This is a genomic window from Flavobacterium olei (genome assembly GCF_039749035.1).
In the GTDB taxonomy this organism is placed as follows: domain Bacteria; phylum Bacteroidota; class Bacteroidia; order Flavobacteriales; family Flavobacteriaceae; genus Flavobacterium; species Flavobacterium olei.
In genome coordinates this window covers 225,214-247,655 of record NZ_JBDKWC010000001.1, presented here as the reverse complement: position 1 = coordinate 247,655, position 22,442 = coordinate 225,214, and the positions used below count along the sequence as shown (strand labels likewise).

Annotated in this window: 13 protein-coding genes; all 13 read right to left on the bottom strand. The window is 35.8% G+C overall.

The window, feature by feature from the left end:
- The 13 genes from ABEB31_RS00995 to ABEB31_RS00935 all read right to left on the bottom strand — a co-directional run bounded on the left by ABEB31_RS00995 (nucleotide 1) and on the right by ABEB31_RS00935 (nucleotide 22,430).
- Nucleotides 1–1,224 (bottom strand): hypothetical protein, encoded by a 1,224-nt coding sequence (locus tag ABEB31_RS00995; RefSeq protein ID WP_347049432.1) that lies wholly within the window; start codon nucleotides 1,222–1,224, stop codon nucleotides 1–3.
- Entirely contained in the window at nucleotides 1,224–5,273 is a 4,050-nt protein-coding gene (locus ABEB31_RS00990) for a tail fiber domain-containing protein (RefSeq protein WP_347049430.1), read from the bottom strand. Before ABEB31_RS00990 ends, ABEB31_RS00995 begins: the two co-directional genes overlap by 1 nt.
- A 53-nt stretch (nucleotides 5,274–5,326) precedes the next feature.
- Nucleotides 5,327–5,992 carry a hypothetical protein gene (locus ABEB31_RS00985; RefSeq protein WP_347049428.1) on the bottom strand — a complete coding sequence of 222 codons (666 nt, stop codon included), beginning with the start codon at nucleotides 5,990–5,992 and terminating at the stop codon, nucleotides 5,327–5,329.
- A complete protein-coding gene (locus ABEB31_RS00980) occupies nucleotides 5,952–6,629 on the bottom strand; it encodes a hypothetical protein (protein WP_347049427.1) in 678 nt (225 codons plus the stop codon). The genes ABEB31_RS00985 and ABEB31_RS00980 overlap by 41 nt, the downstream gene beginning before the upstream one ends.
- Entirely contained in the window at nucleotides 6,610–6,936 is a 327-nt protein-coding gene (locus ABEB31_RS00975; protein ID WP_347049425.1) for a hypothetical protein, read from the bottom strand. The genes ABEB31_RS00980 and ABEB31_RS00975 overlap by 20 nt, the downstream gene beginning before the upstream one ends.
- Nucleotides 6,937–6,964: 28 nt before the next feature.
- Nucleotides 6,965–7,678, bottom strand: a complete 714-nt coding sequence (locus ABEB31_RS00970) for a hypothetical protein (protein WP_347049424.1) — start codon at nucleotides 7,676–7,678, stop codon at nucleotides 6,965–6,967.
- Nucleotides 7,679–10,819: a tail fiber domain-containing protein gene (locus tag ABEB31_RS00965; protein ID WP_347049423.1), complete on the bottom strand. Its 3,141-nt coding sequence runs from the start codon at nucleotides 10,817–10,819 to the stop codon at nucleotides 7,679–7,681.
- Between the two features lie 196 nt (nucleotides 10,820–11,015).
- Nucleotides 11,016–11,888 (bottom strand): DUF5977 domain-containing protein, encoded by an 873-nt coding sequence (locus ABEB31_RS00960; RefSeq protein WP_347049421.1) that lies wholly within the window; start codon nucleotides 11,886–11,888, stop codon nucleotides 11,016–11,018.
- A gap of 12 nt (nucleotides 11,889–11,900) precedes the next feature.
- Nucleotides 11,901–12,698: a DUF5977 domain-containing protein gene (locus ABEB31_RS00955; protein WP_347049419.1), complete on the bottom strand. Its 798-nt coding sequence runs from the start codon at nucleotides 12,696–12,698 to the stop codon at nucleotides 11,901–11,903.
- Nucleotides 12,699–12,816: 118 nt separating this feature from the next.
- Entirely contained in the window at nucleotides 12,817–13,158 is a 342-nt protein-coding gene (locus ABEB31_RS00950; protein WP_347049418.1) for a hypothetical protein, read from the bottom strand.
- A 4-nt stretch (nucleotides 13,159–13,162) separates the two neighbouring features.
- Nucleotides 13,163–13,435: a hypothetical protein gene (locus ABEB31_RS00945; protein WP_347049417.1), complete on the bottom strand. Its 273-nt coding sequence runs from the start codon at nucleotides 13,433–13,435 to the stop codon at nucleotides 13,163–13,165.
- 92 nt (nucleotides 13,436–13,527) lie between these two features.
- Nucleotides 13,528–16,506 (bottom strand): hypothetical protein, encoded by a 2,979-nt coding sequence (locus ABEB31_RS00940; RefSeq protein WP_347049416.1) that lies wholly within the window; start codon nucleotides 16,504–16,506, stop codon nucleotides 13,528–13,530.
- A 95-nt stretch (nucleotides 16,507–16,601) separates the two neighbouring features.
- Nucleotides 16,602–22,430, bottom strand: coding sequence for a VWA domain-containing protein (locus tag ABEB31_RS00935; RefSeq protein ID WP_347049415.1), 5,829 nt, complete (start codon nucleotides 22,428–22,430; stop codon nucleotides 16,602–16,604).
- Nucleotides 22,431–22,442: the final 12 nt, after the last annotated feature.

Here is a 22,442-nt window from a genome sequence, read left to right as displayed (position 1 = left end):
TTAAACCGGATCTTTAGGTTTGATATTATGTGTCAAAATCCCATTCGCGAAATAAATATGAGAAGGACTTAAAGACATCGGATAAATACTTCGTTTTTCACGATTAATAGCTATAGAAGTTACAGGAATGATTTTTTTGTCAATTCCATATAAATTATCTCCAACAATAACTTCACCGATTGGAATGAATTTCCATACCTCATCTCTTTGAATTAATTGAGAATGTAGAGGAGTAGCTTCTAATAAACCATTATTAATAATGATAGTTTCGTAAGCTATTTTTTGTTCAATGTAGGTAATTGGGGCTGTAACTCTGTTTTCTGATAAATGACTGCTATACCACTTGTAAAGTTCTTTTACATTGTTAGTATCAGTTAGAGTACGAATTTCAGCAGAAAGTACTAAGTTATCAACTTGTAATGTCTCAATAGCTCTTTGTGTACCATCTGGTAAGCTTATTAATGTTCCCTCGACAAAGCAACTAGTTGCTCCTGTTTTCCAGGTTGCTATGGCTGAATAGGCGGAATAATTCCCTGCTGCGTCAAATGCTCTGACTTGAAATGAGTATGTGGTACTATAACTTCCCTCATCTTGGTAAAATATATTTGGACCCACATATTTGGTAGACCATACGCCTGCGCCTGTTCTTCTTTGTAATTCGTAGCCTGTAACCCCTTTATTATCTGTAGAAGGATTCCAGGAAACATACATTGATCTTACTCCGCTTCCCTGATCGCAAGCCAAACTATCCGGAATACTTGGAGGAGTTGTGTCTAAAGCGCTTATATGCTGATATACATTAGAGTATATCGAAGGATTACTTGCATCTTCAATCATATACCATGTAGTTACTGTCGGAACTGCAACAGTTCTTGGCGAATTGGGTCCTGCAGTTTCGTTAGTCCAGGGCCCTGTTGCAGAAGTTATACTCTTTTTTACAGTCAAAGCTGAAGGAGAATATCCAGTTCCACTTACTGTAAAGTAAAGATAACCATTACTATAGCTGTTTAAAACAATAGAAGGAGCGGTTGCAGTATGATTATAACCACGCCACTCACTTATTGTCGCAGGATTTGTACTTGAAGGCTTGTTAGGACTACTTTGATTAATAGTTGCATAAGAACCATTTTCGGCGGCATCCAAAGATATGGATGCTGTTCTGGCTCTGCCTATTTCCTGATTTATATCTCCCATAGAAATAGAACCGTTTGTAGAAAGTGCCATTATAATTTTAAATTTAAATGTTCTAGAATAAATTTCAATTTTTTATCTTGATTTTCAATTTGTTTCTGTTGTTCTTTAACAGCTTCAAATAGTACAGCAGCAGCATTTTGATATTTAACCGCTTTTGTTCCGTTTTTTTGAGTTATTACTAATTCAGGAAAAGATTGTTCAAGCTCCTGAGCTATAAAGCCAATATTATTTTTTTCTTTGGTATCAATTCTATCATAAATTACTCCACGGGAAGCTTTTATTTTTTCAATAACATTTTCAATAGGTCTGATGTTTTCTTTAACTCTAACATCAGAAAATGCTGTAACATCTCCGGAAACTGTTAATGATGCTCCGGTAATCGCTCCTGAAAAAGCTGAAAACGAGGTATAATTACCAGAATGTAAAATATCATACCAACCTCCCCATGTAGTGTCAATACCTTTACGAATCCTAAGTCCTGGTAATCCTGAACCATTCACTCCAGATTCATTTCTGAAGGCCAATTGATACGACGAATCTCCGGTGGATGATGAAAGACCATCCCATGGAGCAAATGTCATAACACCTCCATAATTACCAGATCCGCCAACTGTCGCAGCATTGACAAAGTCAAAATTTACGGATCTTGCAAATGTGTTTGGTAATCTATCGGACAGTGTTCTCGGACCATCCAGGAATGATATTCTTTTTGAAGAAGTTGAAGTTTCGGCATTTCCCCCGATATTTAATGATCCGGCGGTGCCAGTTAAATTTGTTCCAGTGCCACTAAAGTTATTGGCTATTACTGTACCTGTACTAGATTGAATTTTTACAGCATCACATGAAAAAGCATAAGTTGAGGCATTGCCAGTTACTGGATTGGTAGCTTGATTAACACCCCATAATATTGGATAAGCTGCAGCATCGGTTCTGTTAGGTAATAAGTCTACATATCTTGCTGAGCCATTCGCACTACCGTTAATGTTTATTCCCCATGTTCCATTTGCTCCGGCTCCATTTAAAGACGGAGAATATAAGTTGAAATTGCCGTCGTGTACTATTCTTCTCCAAGGGGTAAAAGATGATCCCGATGAACTCCATCCTCTAAACCATAATGTATCATTGTTATGACCACCCGCAATTTGTAGACCAGTATCGATTCCTTTTGCTACAATAAGATTATTGTACGAAGTGCCGGGACCATTTGTTCCCACAGAATCAACATTATAAAATCCCGATGTTAAGGCAGTGTTATAATTTAGACCAGAACGTGTATCATCCTGATGAGGCACTACTTTCATTGTAATATTTGCAGAGCCATCGAACAATACTCCATTGATTGTTCTTGCTGTAGTAAGCTTTGTAGCAGATAAAACATTTTTAGCCGCATCCGCTGTATTATCAATATTGCCAAGACCAACAGAAATTTTATCATGAGATTGCCAGGTTTTATCACCTCTCCAATATTGGGAAGTTGTACCCGCAGTGATATTATTTTCCTTTGTAGAATCAGTAATGGTGATATTTACTGAACCATCAAAACCTACTCCGTTAATTGTCCTTGCTGTCGTTAATTTTGTTGCCGACAAAACACTTTTTGCTGCGTCCGAAGTGTTGTCAACACTTGCTAATCCCACGTCAGCCTTAGTTAGTGTTACTACGCCAGTTTTGCCTGCCACACTGTCGACTGCTCCACTGGTAATGTAGACATAAGCAGTTCCGCTCCAGCGATACGTTTTATTCGTATCTTTTGAGACATAGATTTTTCCGGTTTCACCAGTTACAGGAAAACCTGCTAAATTTGTAAATTCCAAAACATCATCGACATAACTTGGTAATTGTAATGCCGGAATAATTCCGCTTGAGTCAAGGGTTGCAACTCCGTTGGCAACACCTTTTTCACTGGATGCAATTCTTGCAGTTGTATCTGTTGCATTTATTGTAATATTAGTAGAACCGTCAAAAGAAATGCCATTAATTGTTCTTGGATTAGACAATTTTGTGGCAGAAGCTGCATTTCCGGTCAATGTTCCAACAAAAGTCGGAGCAGTAACTGTTCCTGTAAATGTTGGTGAAGCAATTGGCGCTTTTAATGCGTCATTTCCATTTAATTTGCCGATGGCTGATAAAATGGTGTCAGTTGCTGCAATTGTTCCCGTCGAAGATGTATAACCAGTTAAGGCTGAAGCAATACTTCTGGCATTAGTAAAATATAGATTATCCGATTCAACAACATTAGCAGTATTTAGTTGTTGCCATGTTTTATCTCCTCTTAGATATTGAGTTGGTGTACCTGCACTAATACTATTTTCTTTAGTTGTATCTGTAATGGTGATATTAGCAGAACCATCGAAAGCAATTCCGTTAATTGTTCTTGCTGTTGTTAGTTTAGTAGCTGACAAAACACTTTTTGCAACATCGGCAATATTATCAACACTTGCTAATCCTACATCGGCCTTAGAAAGTGTTACTATACCTATTTTTCCTGCAACACTATCAACTGCCCCACTTGTAATCAGGATATAAGCACTTCCGCTCCAGCGATAAATTTTATTGCTGTCATTTGCAACATAAATTTTTCTGGATTCGCCAGTTGCAGGAAACCCAGCTAAATTTGAAAATTCTAATACATCATCAACAGAACCTGGCAATTGCGATGCAGTAATCGTTCCATTTGCGTCAAGAGTTGCAACGCCATTTGCTGCACCTTTTTCGCTGGCGGCAATTCTTGAAGTTGAGTCTGTTGCATTTATTGTTATATTAGCAGAACCGTCAAAAGCAACGCCATTAATTGTTCTTGCTGTAGTTAATTTAGCTGAGGATAATACATTTTTAGCTGCATCAGCAGTATTATCAACATTTGCAAGCCCAACAGATGTTTTATCATGTGATTGCCAGGTTTTGTCACCTCTGAAGTATTGAGTTGTTGTACCAAGACCAATACTGTTTTCTTTTGTAGCGTCAACAATTGTAATATTCGCAGAGCCATCAAAAGCAACGCCATTAATCGTTCTTGAAGTTGTTAACTTAGTTGCTGATAAGACATTTTTAGCTGCATCGGCAGTATTGTCGACACTTGCCAAACCTACGTCGGTTTTTGCCAAAGTTACCACGCCAGTTTTACCTGCCACGCTGTCTACTGCACCGCTTGTGATATAAACATAGGCAGTTCCGCTCCAACGATACGTTTTGTTTGTATCTTTTGCAACAAAAATTTTTCCTGTCTCTCCAGCTGCAGGAAAGCCTGCGAGATTTGTAAATTCTAAAACATCATCAACATAACTTGGTAATTGTGCTGTAGGAATAATTCCGCTTGCATCAAGGGTTGCAACACCATTTGCTGCACCTTTTTCGCTAGAGGCAATTCTTGAAGTTGCGTCTGTAGCATTAATAGTAATATTTGAAGAACCATCAAAAGCAACTCCGTTGATTGTTCTTGCTGTAGCTAGTTTAGTGGCAGACAAAACATTTTTAGCCGCATCTGCAGTATTATCAACACTTGCTAAACCAATTTTGGTTTTGTCAAGAGTTTGCCACGTTTTATCACCTCTAAAATATTGAGAACTCACACCAGATGGAATTGCCGGTTCTTTTGTATCTAATTGTGTCTGAATACTGGAGGTAGCGTCGTTGAATAATTTTTGATTAGCAGATTGGAATTTTCTGTTTTCTGTCTCTGCAATTTGATCTGAGTTATAACTTCCTGGAGCGGGTTCACCATCAACCGAGCCTGTGTAATTATAGGTGATACTTACCCAAAAATCCTCGCCTAAAAGCATTTCGTCAAGGATCTCTAATGTAGTGGAATTGTTCATTCTATACTGCAAAGGGGCACCGGCAGTCCCATTTAAAATGATACCATCTACAACTACTGATAATATATTTAATGCAGGTTCTGATAATATAAATATTTTTGAGCCCTGAAACTCAAAATTTTCTTTTTTGAAATTACTGGCTCCTAAGCCAAGATTCCCAGCATCACTAAATGATAGTTCTCCATCCTGATTAGTTACCAAAATTTTATTTGGTGCGCTTGTTTCTAAGTCGGATACTTTTATTCTGTTATGATTTGTACTCATTTGAATTAATTTTTAATTTTTGAAAAATTTGTTTACTGATTTTTCTATGCATTCTAAGCAACTACTTGTACAGCATATTGTAACCAGCCGGTAGCTGTTTTTTCATACATTAATGCTCCCTGAGTTATGTTTAGACACTGAACTTTGAAGCCTGTAATCGCTAACGGATAAGATGTGTTTAACTGAGATTTACTCAATGCAGTTGTAGTATTATTAGCTACAGTTCGGTTATCTACATATTGTTTTGTCACTAAACTTCTGGAAGTAAAATTTGCCTCGTAATCGCCCTCGTTTTCAAGTCCTTTTTGAGTATAATTGTCAACTACTCTTGATTTTGTTTTCGAAAAAAACATCCCTTTTTGTAAACTGCTATCGTTAGTTTCTGTTCCAATTCCGACTAAATCCTTATTGTTGAAAAATGCTTCATCAGTTCCATCAATCATGTAAAAGCCACGATTATAATTAGAATCAAAAGAACCATTATTTGCTGCGAAATGTTTGAAAATGCTATGAAATGTTTGGATTTCAACTGATCCGTAAAGAATCGGATAATCCCCTAAAGTTTCTTGCCACGAAGGTGTGCCCGGGATCTCTATATATGAATATATTAAAGTTAAGTTTTGAGCTTCGAGAGTTGGTATTATTCCTTTGCCAATATTTGTTAACTCATAAATAAATTTAACTTCCATTATAGGATATTGTGGATATGTGTTTTCCATGGTTATTCCATTTTTTTATTATAGTTTTTATACTTTCTTCTTTTTTTCTATTTCGATCTTTTTTATCTTGAAACATAACAGAGTTTTTCTGATCATTGAGAATATCCTTTGTGAATACATTCTTAATCTTAATACCGTTATGATTCGCATTATACCCAAAATCTACATCCTGATTTGATTCTAAGTTTTCGTCAAAAAAAATCATCTTTTTATTACTAAGTTTCAGGTTTTTTATTTTAAATATTCCGGATAAAAATATTGGACGATCTAATATTTTGCTGTTTAGATTTATTATGTAACTTAATATGTCAAAATCATCAATCTTTTTTTCTAATATTTCTGGATTAAGAATGATTGTATCATCATCGCTAAATACTGCTTCGGTACATTGTGAATTATAAAATAGCTGTAGTAATTTATTTCTTGCAGTAGACGCGTTTACAATATCTGAATGTATATATTGTATGTTTTCCTGAATGATTTTGTCTTTTTCGTTATTCATCCATAAAACTATTATATCGTAACCTAGCTTAGTATATAATGCTATATTTATATTGAAATAGGATTTCCGAATAGTTTTTTCTTTAAAATAAGAACAGATGTATACTCTTTTTTTATTAGCTATATCTTCCTTCATATAAGACAATATTAACTTTGCTGTCAGTATCTAATATTGTTTTTTGAGAAGCCGGTAACGTCAAAATGTAACTGTTAATTGCTGTTAACATGTCTTCTTCAGCCCCAAATTCATGTAAATCATATAGATTGATATACAAATTTCTGGCAAAATTATTCTGAGCAGATCCGGATCCTCCTGGATTGTTTCCCAAAGCATGATCAATTCCCTGAAGATGACCTTTTAAATCATTGCTTGTTGCAGTATAATTAGTCGCATTATGTTTTACGCCTATATTTTCTTTACTGTGTTTAATTAGTTTTGTCATTTTTTATTTTTTTAGTTGTCAATTGCTTTTAAGAAGCTGTGAATATGTAAGCGTTACTGTTTGCAGAAGTATTTCCGGCTGCATCTACAGACCGGACTGTCCACGAGTTATATCCTGTAGATATCCATGCTCCATATAATGTTATAGATGTTCCAGATGAAACCACTGTCCTTTGGACATTGCTGGAATATACCTTGTAAGAGACAGGACCTGATGGATCACTTACAGCACTCCATGATAAAGTAAGTGCTCTCTGAGTGTTGTTAAAAGTTCCTGTTAAGATTGGTGCAGGGGGAGGGGTTGTATCTGAAATAGTATATTGATAGACATTTGAAAGTATGGATGGTGTATTTGTATCCTGTAATTGATACCAGGTAGTTACCGAGGGAATACTTACATTTCTGGGAGAAGTAGATCCGGCTGTACCGGAGGTCCAAGGTCCGTTAGCAGAAGTCGTACTATATTTCAACGTCAATACGGAAGGTGAATAACCTGTCCCGCTAACAATAAAATAAATATAGCCAGAATTGTATCCTGTAATAGTTAATGATGGAGCAGTTGCCGTATGATTGTAACTGTAAAATTCACTAATATTATACGGTGCATTACCATTTGGTTTTGAGAGACTCGCAGTATTAATATTAGTTGTTGATAATGTAGCCAGAGAGGCATTTGTCGAAGAAATGCTTTTCTCTACACAAATAGTACTTATTGATAACGGACCATTAGAACCTATTGCCATTTATTGATTAATTTGAGTTAATAAATATTCTATTTGTATCTGTTGTTCCTTGATAGCCTCAACCAAAAGCGGAACTATTTTTGCATAATTTACAGTTAAGTAGTCTTCTCCTGTTTTAGAAACTTCAGTTCCGTCTTCTGCAATTTCTCTGTCAAAAGGAGCCATAGTAACTACCTCTGGCAGGATTGCTTGTACTTCCTGGGCAGAAAGTCCAACTTGTAAATCCTCGGATTTATAACCAAAGCTTTTTGCCAAACCATTGTTTTTATAATAAAAGCCATTCAGAGTCTTAACTTTATCGATCGCATTAGTAATATTGCCTTTTCTGGTTTTCAAACGTTCATCAGAATAGTATGCAATTACATCTCCTGTAGCAGTAATATTATTGTTAACTAAAAGTTGTTTGTTGCCATAAATTTCAACGTTTGTAGTATTTTGCATCCATATACCACCGCCATAACTTCCGTTGAACCAACCAGAAGGTCCTCCAGATCTAAACCATCCATCGCAAGAAAATGAATTCGCAACACCAGCGTCATAACCAGCAGCAAATCTTGATCCTGTCACAGCTCCTGAAGTCCAAATCCCGTTACCAATTGATGTTTTAGTTACTCCGGCGTTTAAAACTAAAAGTTGATGTTCAAGTCCTGCTATTGACTGACCGCCGACATTAGAATGTGTCCATGCCAGGCCGTAACAATTATTAGTAGCAGTACCATCATCAGATAATTTATAAGCATCACCCATGGCGAAAACACCCTGATATCTTGTTGAAGAGTATACACCAACAACCCCATTACCATAGTTGTCATCAATATAAAAATTGCCATTGGCACGTAGCGATCTGTCTGAAATTCTGGATGTATCAACTCTTACTCCGTAAGTATTACTTCCGTTCCAGCCCATTAGAGTTGGAAAAGTTGTTGTCCAGGGAATTTCAGAATTAAGATTATTTATTGATCTGCCTGACGGAGATAATGAAGATGAAGCATCGAAAATTATATGGCCTGCTCCATAATTGGTCCAATTCATCTGATTTGCTATAGTTGCAGTGCTGGCATTTCCTGACAATGATCCAACAAAGTTTGATCCCGTAAACACTCCAGTTGCACTTATACTCGCTACATTATTGCTTTCGGAACGGAAAATCCAGCCTCGGTTATTAGCGCCGGCCATTGTAAAATAAGTCGCCCAATCGCCGCCAACTGATCCGTGACCACCAAAATTTGATGTTGTGGCAAACATCAATCCATAAGAAGGCATACCATTTACAGCTCCGGAATACAACGAAATTCCTTGTCCGCCTCCGTTTGTTTGGTTTACACCCAAAGCATTACTGGTTGTTAATCCGCCCGTAAGCAAATCACCATTACTGGCAAAAATAAATTGGGATCCATTATTTGTAGGGTCTCCAAAATGGATTCCTATAGAATCTGTGCTATATAGACCAGAAGTTCCTTGGAAATAACTTAAACCAAATCCATCTGCATTACCAAAAGACCAAATTCTGTTTCTTGTATTAACTGCAAATGCTGATGTTTGAAAACCATTTCCAGAAGAAACAACATCTGAAAAGCTTGAATAAGAAGAATAGTTGGTAGAGTTTAAGACTCGTGCCCATGCACCAAAACTGTCGTTATTTACTTGACGTAAATACATGTCGGGGTTTCCTCCTCCCCATAAATATGCCTGCTGAGTTCCATACACGTTTGATGCATTCGAATGTCTCATAGATTCAACATTGAACCATTGACCACCTATCGGAGCATCAATCTCACTATTTCCATCGTGCCAGCTTTTGTTACCAGCAGTTGTGTTTCTAAAAGATGTAATTAAATTTCCAGTGTCATTGTTTCTCGATAAAAGACTAGAGTATGCCGAGGAATTGGAATTACCTGAAATATTAATTGGCCAGTTACCATAAACATTTGAACCATCCACAGAAGCTTTTGAATTTAATTGATTTTGAATACTGGAAGTAGCATCGTTAAATGCCTGCTGATTTGCAGATTGAAACTTTCTACCTGAAGTTTCTGTAATCTGATCTGCTGAATAATCTCCGGCCTGAGAAATTATTGCTCCGTTACGACCAAAAACAGTAGTAACATCACTGGTTGGCGTTAATAATTCCTGCCAATCGCTTAAAACGGCTGGATTTGTACCTTTTAAAATAAAAGATTTATTCAAATCAGTTCTCACTGCAACGTCTCCGGTTTGAACTGTTAACGCCAGCATTTCAGCATGGGTAGCAATCACAAATGTATCATTAACAGTAATTGAAGGAAGTTGGGAAGAAATCAATTTCCCGTCTGCGCCAAGTCCGGCGTAACCATTTGCGGCATTTTTATTGATACTATTTTCTGCGGTATAACCAAGAGATGATTGTTTAGCATTCCATGAAGCTTTTTCAGAGTCGGTTACAAATCTGTTACTACTGTCCTGAGTAATGATAGATGCCGGATGATTTGCCGGATGTGTATAATTTGAAAGTGTTGACAAACGGCTAATTTCGCTATCAGAAATTAAACTTTTACCGGCAATTTTATCTACTTTATTGTTTTGCAGATTTTTGCCCATTTCAGCTGTTAATGCTTTTGCAGAACCTCCAGTGGCTAAATCATTTACCAAAATGTTGCTTAAAGAATTGCGGACAACTTCAATTGCATCACCCAATTTCTGAAGTGTATTTAAATCGATATTGTCAGAAACGAGTAATTCATTTGCATCATCAATTAAATCCTTTAAAATTTTTCCTTGTCTTGCATCTAAGATTTTTCCGGGAATGATACAATCTAAAGCGTTATAACTACTCGTTTTTACTTCATTTATATCATGAGATATTGTATTTAATGAAGTATTTACTACTTCAATTGCGTCGCCTAATTTCTGAAGTGTATTCAAATCAATATTATCAGAAGCAAGCAACTGATTTGCGTTATCGATTAAATCTTTTAAAACCTTTCCCTGCCTTGCGTCTAAAGCCTTGCCGGGAATAATGTAATCAAGTGAGTTATAACTGTCGATTTTAATATCACTTATGTCGCTAAATTCTAATTCACCATTATCGTTTGTAGTTAAAATTTTGTTTGCTTCATTTATTTCTAAGTCAGAGACTTTTATTCTGTTGTGATTGGTATCCATTTTTATTTTATGTAATTACATGCTTTTAAAATTTTTTGTTTAAAATGATATAAACGCAAATCCAAATTCTACATTCTTTTTTGACTAAGATTATTGAGGATCAATTTCAAAAGAATTTTTCTGTAGAATTTGGATTAAATATTTATAACGTTTTTAAACGAAGAGACTATTTTTATTGATTAAGTTGATGCTTTATTTAATCATCATTAGCCAATGGTTGTTTATAATTATGTGTTAAAATTCCATTTGCAAAATAGGTATGAAAAGGATTTAATGTCATTGGATAGATGTTTCGTTTTTCCAAATTAATTACTACTGAAGTCACTGGTATAATTTTTTCATCAATGGTGTACAAATTGTCTCCAACCAAAATATCGTCTAAAGGAATAAATCTCCAATGTCCATTTCGCTGAATTAACTGCAAGTGAGTAGGAGTGGCCTCAAACAATCCATTATTTACGATAATAGTTCTGTCAGCTGTTTGTTTTGTAATTTTTGTGATAGGCGATGTAATCCTGTTTTCAGCTAAATAAGCACATGACCATTTATACAATTCATCGGCATTATTGGTATCGTTAAGTGTATGAATTTCAGTAGAAAGCAATAATTGATCAAGTGTAAGTTCTTCAATTGCTTTTGTTGTTCCGTCCGGCAATGTGATCAAAGTTCCTTCAACAAAACATCCACTACCACCGCCACCTGTTGGAGGTGTATACGTTTTCTCGCACGTTCCGGAATTGTTTGCATAAGTTTGAACGTTGGCAGCCAGCCACACATCTGCCTGTGCATTGGCATCTGCCTGACTTACTGTCGAAAAAAATTGATTTGGATAAGAAGTAAGTGTTACGGTACTTCCGCTATATCCCGTTCCACAGTTATTTTTTTTCGCACTTAATTTTTTTTCTACGCTGTAATATCTTGTGCTAGGCGCACATGTAACAGTATCTAAAACAGGTGCAATATAATCCGGATCTGTCACTACATTTGGTTTTTTTTGACCTGCAGAACTTCCGTCATCAACATAATATAGCTCAAGTTCCGCAAAAGATTTATATCCTGTATTTCCCATATTTTTGTTTTTTTAGTATTTAATTACAATTTGCCCTGTAGCAGAATCTTTGATGTAGGTAATGAACCCAAGGTTAGTGACAGCTTCAATATTTTTTGACAAATTGGTACCCTGTATAGATACTTTTTTAGAAAAATTCTTTTGATCTACCATAGTACCGCCAACATTAATAATGTCATAACCTGATTTTACCATTGTCCCGCCCTGATAGGTAACTATTTCAACATCGATGTTTCCGGTACCTAATGTTCTGTACCATGATCCGGCCATTCTTACCTGAACAGTATTTAGAGTAGGGTAGTCAGTTGTTATTTTACTAAAATTTACAAGACAGCTCTCTACGCCATTTGCCTGGGTATTATCACCTGCCCAAATGAGGTAGGAGTTCGCAGCCTGAGCATTTTCGGGAATTTCGTTGTTGAATCCGTGGCCCCATCCCATCCATTTGTTGTCCAAAGAAGTTCCAGAGTTTACGATTCCGGTGTAGGTGTCAAAATCCTGTCCGGCTCCTAATGCCCATTTGTATCGGATGACCATATAGTTAAAAGGCGACAATGTTACTGTAGGCTCAATAACACAAGAAGGATTTGCACCTCTCCATGCCGTAACCCTGCAGGTTCCTGCATTGTTTGCATAAGCCTGAACATTTGCGGCTAACCATGCATCGGCTTTTGCATTGGCATCTGCTACACTTACTGTAGATACAAACTGATTCGGATTTGCGGTAAGAGTTACGGAACTTCCTTTGACTCCGGCAGCGCAGTCATTTTTTGCTGCAGTCAGTGACTTTGCAATGTTATAGTATTCCATATTTTATCTAATAAATGATTATAGTTTGTCCATTACTATTTCGAATGAAATAGTTTGAATGAAGAATATTGAGTAAAATTTTAAGAAGAAATTTTAAACTGCTTCGCCGGACATGAAGTTATTTTCTAGCGCTAAGGCTAAATTTTACGAATTGCAATGCTAATTCGTTAGAAGTTCCGCCAAGAATAAATGCAAGCCAAATGTTTAGATTTGCCTGCAAACACTGACTGGTAAATCTGAAGAAGAGAAGCGAAATGAAAAATCCAATGGTCAGATTGACAAGATTATCCTGAAGTAAAAACGACCAGGACCAACGATATGGAGTATCGATACTATACTTGTATTTAAATTTCGCCCGAATTACCACGGCCGTAAAAGCCCCGATAAAAGCTAAAAGGAACCACGTTAAAAAAACGAACAAATTGGTGGCTCCTGATAGCTGTTCTAAAACTGTTTTCAAGAATTTATTCTGCTTCCTGTTTTACAATTTCGCCGGTTTCGATATTCACACGAATATCTCCGTATTCGTCTTTGATTGCTTTTTCCAACTCATTAAAATTTTGCTGCTGAACGGCAATCTGACTCAAAATATCGGCTTTTTGAAACTCATACTGAATCGATAATTCTCCCAGCGATAATCTCGCTTTATCCATAAAGACATTAAAGTCTTGTAATTTCTTTAATTGCTCTACGTTAATTGTTTTTGCTTCTTCTTTTTTCATTTCTTGTGTTTTCATCTTTATTATTTTAATTGTTTTTCGTTTTGTTGTTATAAGTCGTATCTTTTTCTAAATTGATTAATTTAGAAAAAAATTATAGACTTCTTTTATTAGTTATAAACTCTTATCTCTATTGATGCGGGAGCCATATCACTATCTGAATTTACTCCGGCTCTAGCTGCTTGAATTAGTACTGTATTTGATGAATTAGCAAAACATGCAATGTTATGTGGTTGAGAGCTAACAGACCCGCCAAGTGTTATAAATGCAATAGTTTTGCTCATCGTAAATGCATTTGCTAGCGTTCCCAAGTAATTGCCAATTCCTGTACGAGTCCACACAACTGTTCCTCCCAAAGTGTTTTCCAAAACATTCGCAACGGGATCATTTGTAGATGTTTGAGTTAATATAGCAGTATAAACCTTATAAGGCAATGCTTGAGGAGAAGAAGTCGTTACAGATCCATCTGCCATAAGATATTGTATCGATGTACCGTTTTTTTTGATATAAGAATTTGCAGTTACATTTCCTTCTTTATTTAATGAAAATGTAGATAAACCATTATTTACTGATTCAATAGCAAATCCTGTTGATTCTGGACCGGCAGTCAATACAAGGTTTCGTCCTACAGTATCATTTTGAATTGAATTAATACATGTACTACCTAGCCCAGAATTTGCAAGTTTTATTAGAGGTATAGAACCTCTAGTAGAGGTCATAGATATCATACCGAGATCTGTGCTGCTACTATTAAAAGTCTTAATTCCTGTTATAGTTTGATTACTTGTTTTATCAATATAATTATTCAGTTCAGAAGATTTTACATATTGAACATCTTCTAAGTAAGTTGTTTTTATTACTTTTCCTGCAGAATCTGTTGTAAGAACATTTTTAGAGATTGAACCACTTACTTTAACAATACTATATAGTTGACCTACGAGAATCTCATTTGAATTTAAAATGATAAGGCCTGTGATTGAATATTCAAATCCAGAGGCATATATAATCGGAGATCCTCCTCCAAAGGGAACTTTGTATACAACATTAAGATAGTGGAACAAAATATCACCATTAGAAAATGAAAGTAATCTTCTAAATGAGTAATTACCGCTTAGATATACTGTTTTTGATCCGCCGCCAGGAGGTATTTTATAAAGAGTCATATTATCATTGTAGCCATCTGCAACTATAATATCTCCGTTCGGGAGCTCAGTAATTGATCTAAGTGCAATAAATCCTGTAGCAAATATAGTTGAAGCTCCACCTCCAAAAGGAACCTTATAAACGTTAGTGTTAAAAACACCCAAGAAGTCACCATTTGCTAGTATAACTATATCATCATACTTTCTTTCATTTGAATATACAACTTTGCTTCCACCTCCAAATGGTATTTTTTCAACATTTGTTCCATTTGAATTAGAAAGTAAAACATCTCCATTAGGGAAAGACTTCATATAAGCAGTAGAGCTGTATGATGTCACATTATATGACGAGGGAGTACCTCCACCCGATGGGCTTATGCTAACATTGTAAGGAGCTCTTGATGATTGAGTTAATAAATCACCATTTGGAAGTCTACATAGATTATAATCATTATCAAGTCCTGTAGAATGTGGGGCACTATTTATAAAAGTAGGTAATTTACTTAACATAAATCCGCTATCACCATTTATTCCACTATCAATTACTAACTCTCCAGTTTTGGTTTCTGTAGCATAACCTGTTTTATGTAATACATTACTCAGGTCACCACTTGCACCAATCTTCTTCTCAACACCATCACTACCCATTACATACATGTCGGTATTAGCACCGTCTTTTTTGGCATATAATTTTGCATGATCTGTCATTGCAGCTGGAGAAGCAGAATTCGCTAAAGTCAAGAATCCATCGGTAATGTCGGCTTTTTCGTTTAAGGTTGTAAATGAAGTTCCTGAGACATTTCCATCATGTGTAATAAAGGCTTTTTCTACTGTTATTTTCTGAATGCTGATTGCTTTTCTGTTGACATCCTCACTTCCTGTATCAAAAGTAGAAGTGGTAGCATTTGAACTAGAGTTTTGAACTAATTTTAAACAGTTTGCACTATTGTTTTTTGTAATTGTTAAAACATCCTGAACAGCATCATTATGTGTTAGATTTAAAGCCCCGTCTTTGGATTCGTTTCCAGTAGTGTGAATTACTTTAGTGTCTTCAGCATAAGTTTTAGGATCAAGAGAACCGTCTCCCTTTACAAATTTGTCTTCTGTTCCTCCAGAAGTAACAAATTTAGCAGCAGTTACATTTCCGTCTTTATCAATTTTAGCTTTTACAACATTATCTTTCGATACTTGTAAAAGATCTCCCGAAGCAGTGGCCGTTGAGTTCAAAGAAATTCCTACACCGGTTCCGGTATTTGATAATTTAATACCTGTTCCAGCTGCTGTATTCTGAACAGAAACTCCACTTCCTGCTCCGGTAACTGTGACATCCAGTACTTTTGCATTTGCATCTGCACCGCTATTAGTTAATACAATTCCGCTTGTTGAGGTTGGAGTAGTATTGTTGAAAGTCAGGATTCCGTTTTTGGTTTCGTTTCCAGATGTATGTAAAAAACTGCCAAAATCAATTTGTTGACCAGAACCTCCACCTGGATTTGGTGTTAGGTTTTTGTACCAATAATCTACTTCAATATTTCTGTTGTCAATATTAGAAGAAAAAGTGATTACTGCGGTATCGTAATTAATCGTGTAATCTCCTTCATCTCCCGGATTTTCCTTTTCTAATAATAATTGGCCATTTTTAAATGCCTGAACACTAAATTTTACAGGTAGTTTTTCTAAGGGTAAAGTACTGCCGATAAAGCTGTCAAAATGCTCTTTAACAGGCATGTAACTGTTTCCGGTGATGATTCCGATATTTTGTAAACCTGTACGCAAAAGGGCAGGAGTTACATAATGCTCATTATCTGTTCCTGTTTCGACCATTTGAAAATTGGCCTTGTCTTCGTCTTTATGAACAAAACTGTCAAAGATTTCTTCAAAGTCATTTTCTGAAGGGATATCAGCATTTTTGAATTTATTGCCAATGTTAATTCTGCTTGTTGCCATGTTATTTAATTTTATTTTCTTGCTGTAAATATTTATTTGATCACTGATTTAAAATACCAATGAATTTTACTTCATTGGTATTTTTAATTTGGATTTTAAAGAGTTAGAATTTTTTCTTCGCTGCTGTACATTCCCGATGAGTTTTCGGCAATTACTTTGAAATGATGGTAGATTCTTTCGTCATCAGCGTTTTTGATAATCAATTCATCCGTGGTTAATTTAGTTTCCAGTAAAGTCAATGTAACGGTTTCTTCATTTGAAACTTTCTCCTGAATCTTATCCCAGTTTCCTTGATTATTCATTTTATACAAATGATATTTACCATTATGAACCGTTTTTCCCCAACTGAAAACAACAGGTTTTAGAATCGATTCATTTTCTCCCATTACATCTCCCGAAGCTGTTAAAACCGGAGATTCTGGCGAAACAGTATCAGCAATCACCGTAGCCGTGATTTTTGAGGGTTGAGATGGTGTGTAATCAATATTGATAATTGGATTAAGTTCTGTTGAACTTGGATCTGCATATTCAATTTCTCTTGAAACTGTAATTCTGTAAAAGATACCTTCTCCGTAAGGGACATTTTCTAAGTCTTCAAATTCATCATAAACGGTCCAGACGCTATTAAAATCAGTAGATAACGTATCTTCGGTAATCAAAATCTCTTTGACAGCTGTCATCATTCTGATGGATTGCGCATCCAGCATGTTTTTTGCACGATAGATATTAATTTTTTTAATGTTATATTCTGGTTTGTAAGCGTTTAGTTCTATCTGAATAGCAGGTTTAATTCCTAAAACTTCATTTTCCAGAACTGGCATGATTCGTTTAATCTCCGGAGTCTGTGGCGGATTTGAAGCTACTAATTTTACAGGCCCCCAAAATGTACTGAAATCACTAAAGTTTAGCTTAATATCCATCTCACGAACACCATAGAAATAAACGTCTTGTGAATTTCCGTCCAGAGTGAAATCAGTAAATTGAGTTTTAAAATTGGTTGCGTCTGTGATTTTCATCATAGGTGCAATGTCAAGTTCCGGATCCGGATATTTTAAAACATTTCCATTTTTGTCTTTAATCGTTTGTTTCTTATTAACAGGAACGTAATCATTCCCTTTAATATATTCATAAATAACAGGTACTTCAGTAAGTGGTACAAATGTGGCATGAATGACTTGTTCGATAAAATGAATCGCTAGCAGATTTCTTTCAATTCCATGTTTTGTCGAAATTATGATATCGTTTAAAGTATTAAGCGACTCAATTTCTGGAGCATGTAATGCCGGAGGATGTGACTCATTATGCCATTTAATAAAGTCATTAATAGACTTAATAAAGAATTCACTGTCCGGAACTGGAAAACGATATCTAAGCAATGGATCACCATTAACGGGATATTCTGTATAATGTAGCGGTTCTCTCAGAGGCAATACATTAGGTTTTTCCTCAGGTCCAAGTAAATCAGTCGGATTCATAACATTGTTCTTTGTAATTAGACCTTCAAGATCTAAGAAATTTTGCCATCTGTTGGTGAAATAAACTTCATTATTACCGCCGAGTTTACCCAGTTCTTCGCGAATATTTGCCATTGTCGCAGTTTTGTACAAAGCATTTAATAATGCCTGATCGCTAGCTCTGTAATGCAACATTCCGTAAGGTTGATGTGTGTATCTGGTGGTCAGAGTATAAGTTGATCGGTTAAAGAAATCGGGTCTTGTTGCATACAAAGGACCTTGTACATCTTCGGGTTTAACTGGTTTTTCAATCCTTACGGCATACATCGGACTTGGAACACTAATTCTGGAATCATAATTTAAATAATTAGAATGACTGCTGATTCCGAAAATGGAATAATGGGTATTTTCTCCTGCTCTTGGCTGAATGTTTGCCGCTGTAATTCCGTTTGCCGCATCTGCAAAAAGATATATTTTGTAACCTGGAGAGTAATTTACTTTTTTTGTTCCAACAATAATTTTATCATAAGTTGGATCCACCAATTGGCTTCCGTCTTTTTTAATTTTAAAGTTTGGATCATTAATGTAAACCACTAATTCTCCGGTTGTTTTAGATTCAGTTCTAACGACTTTAAATTCTTTTCTGGATTTTACCGGAATCGGATTTGAACCATTAAAACAGCTATCTGTAAATAAGCGAACCGAGCCATTCATCCATTCAACAGAGTGTCCGTTTTCAGAGTTATACTGTGGATGTTGTGCGAGTTGATATCCGTTAAAAGTCAGTTTGTACAAACCAAAATGTTTATTTTCTGTTTCAGGTAAGAGAATTGGACTTTCATTATTATCCAATACATATTCTCCGTTTGCATCTACCTGATAGGCTTTTTCTAAAACTTCTTCAATCAATACCTCATCATGCCAAATTCCTCTAGTCTTTTCAATCTGTAAAGAGTCACTTCCCTGACTGTCTTTTTGCGAAATAATCTCTCGGTTAACATTTTTCAGAGCTTGTGGCAACTGAACCTGAAAATTAAGCGGGCTTGGCTGATTCCAGTTTTCACTCGTTAGCATATTCTCCACTAAAGTGCATAATCCATTAACAGGTTTTTTGACATCTTTAATTTGTTCAGAATCTATTGTAGCATCTCCATCAGAAACAAGACTATCGCTTACTTCTTTTTTAAGTACTTCAACATCTGCATAGTTAAATTTTCCTGCTGAATTTACAATAGTAATATTCTGAATAATATAATTTAACTCTCCAACTGTCAGAATACCTCCAACAAATCTGTTTTTATTAGTATTAGTTAGGTTGATTTTAATTTCTTCGCCACTACTCAGAATTGTGTATTCCTGAATTCTAATAATTGAAGTAAGCTCATTTGTGGGACTATTTGTGATGTTCAAAATTTTGGCATGCTCAACCTGAGGCAGACTATCTCTGTAATACACATTAAAATAGTCAGCAAAAAGTTCTTCATTATCAGGGAAAATAGTATCGGCAAGCAAAGCATTTTCGGTACTCATATCATCAGGAATCGGATAATTTTGTAATTCCTGAATTGCACCATACTCAAATAAAAGTCGAATGTATGTTTTATCTGTTATAGCCGTGTTATCATTAAGTTCTTTAAATTTGATCTGTTCATTAATTGATGTAAACATCAAAGGGTTTTCTTCCGTAATTAGTAACGGATTTATACCTGTCGGAGGCAACAACGTGTTTTTGGGTTTAATATGTGATTTAACCTCTAATTGTCTTCCAGATGTTGCTCTCGAAAAGATATTAATTCCATACCCTTGATAAACATACGTTTGCTGACCGGTTTTTTCCTGACGAACATTCAAAAATGATTTTCCTGATTCCGGAATAATAATCGGCGCTGGCTCATAAGAACCGATAGATAAATCTTTTTTAACGTTTGAGTAGGCTGTGTCGGAGGCTAATTCTGGTTTTTGCCAGCCTGTCTCCCCTTTAAATTTGTAATCAACACCAGCATAAATTGGGAAGGTGAAAGAACTTCCGTCAAATTCTTCAGTAGCATCAAAGAATGCAGTATTTACACTGTAATCTTTAATATCATTCATAAACAAACTGATGTATCTTTTCTTGCCGTCAAAGCTATAACCATCCGGATCGGTAATTTTTGCCTGTTCTTCTTCCTCTGAACCTGCATTTAATCCTGGTAAAAATTTGCTTAATTGCACCGGAAGAGGCAAACGTTCTGTGTTTACAGAAGTTGGAATACTCATAGAAAGATGCTGTACTTCTTTTGGTGTCGAACCTCCTTCTAAGTTTTTAAGTGTAACATATTCTGTCAGATAAATAAACTCTCCGGAAAGAACCGTTTCATCAATATCGATACATCCCAAACCTAACATTCTGGCAATATGATAATCATTGGCAGCAATGTTCAACAAGTCCAGATTGGAGATTTTTGTAGAATTCTCTGCAAATTCTGCTGTTTCTCCTGGTTTAGGATCGTTGGTCGGAATATTGTCATTGAACTTTACAAGTTCTTCAGCTTTCGGATTTAGATCGTTAACACTCAAATCAATGTAACTTTGTACAACTTCTTTGATGTTCTTATCATCTTCGGCTGTCGCGCGTTTCCATTTATCTTTATAATTGTTTACGTTTACATATTCTTCATCATTAAACTTTAACCACTTTCCGTGAACAGTATTCAATTTCGGCTCTAATTGTTCAAATGCTTTATTGTCATCAAGAGTTAAAGCATACTTCCCTTTTAGGTCCCAAAGCGCATTTTCATTTGCATTTTGGATAAAATCAGAATAGAATTCAAATTCGATTTTATTTACTATACAATTGTTGGCTTTAAGTCGAATACTTCTTCCGTTTTCTGCAATGACACGCACATTTCCTGCCTGAGCTGAGGTATAAGTTTTCCTGTTAGTAAGTCTTTTTGGTGCTGCAATTTTATTTTCTGCAACAGATAAAGTTTCTATTTTAACAACGCTTGAACTAACAGTAGAATTGAAAGTTAATTCTGCAGCAAAGAACAAATCACTTTTATTCTCAATCTCAATAATATTGTTTCCGTAAGCCTGAATAAAACCTGACGGATTTTGAGCAGGGTTAATACTTGCTTTGGTTGAAAGGTATTTTGCTTTGTTTCTAAAATAAACATAGATCGATCTTTGCGGATCTGATGTTTTATAAACCCATAATGCATTGATAGTATCTGTTGACTTAGGTTTTTGGGCTAAATCAATTGTGTGCTTAACTTTGGTATAAGGAGCTCTGTAAACTTTTACGAAATCATCTTTTTTATTGTAATTAGAATTAACTCCTGTAAATAAATCTCCTTTCGGAAGATGGTTTTCACCCAATTCTCCAGCCAAAAGCCAACGAAGATGAATTCCCTTTGTACTGTCAATACCTTTAGAACCGGCAGCAGTAATTTGTAAACTAGTCGATTGTAAAGCTGTTTTTCCAGAAGTCATTTCAACAATTTGAACCTCTTTGCTTACATTAAAACTAATCTGAAACGCATTACCGGGATTGCTAACATTTACTAAAGAAATAGCAGCATTGAAAGTACCCATTACAACCGGACTTCCGTCAATTCGGATTGCCACTTCTAAATTTGCTAAACCTGGAATCACAACAGTATCCTGAAGTTTAAAAACCAGACCATCAATACTACTAGCATTGTGAATCCTTGTCCCCGCAGGAAGTGTAAGAGCCACGCGGCTTTTATTTCTAAGGACTAAAGTTCCGGCACTTTGATGCACGGCAAAACCTTTTTTTAATGCAGGATAAACCATTTTGTTTTGCACAATGCTGACATTTGGTAAACATCCGATTTGTGCACCAGACAAAGCACCTGCAAGTTGATTTAATTCAGATCCTAAAGTGCTAAAATCCGGAACTCTGATGTAATCAGTATTTAGGATCGTAAGTCCGCTGGTTTTTGCAACCGGGGCTTTTCCTAAAAAGGTAGTAAGCGGAGTTATAAGTTCGACAGCATTGTCTACGGTGCTTGTAACACCGTAAACAAAAACATGCGATTTATCATTTAGATTATTGTATAAATTTTTCAGTAAATCATTATCATTTACCTGCAAACCATCTGTAACTACCACAACAATGTCCGGAACTACAGTTAAGCTATTTACGACTTCCAGACCAGATGCCCAGTGATCGGATTGAGGATCGGCAGATCTTAAACCAAAAGCATTTATCCAGCTTTGAAAAGCAGCGGCATTACCTAAAATTCTTTTTTGAATAACATGCTCTGATCTTGTATTACTGTCGCTATTTGACATTCCGATTAACGAAAGCGTAATTTTACTCTGAGGCTGAGAATTGATAAATGAAGTCAGCCCATCACGTATTTGCTGCGCTTCGTTTCCATTTATCGAACCCGACTCATCGACTACGATAGCGATATACGTTTCGCAACCTGAGGATTGGCTTTCTTGAAGATTTATAGAACTCATTTTTTATTGTTT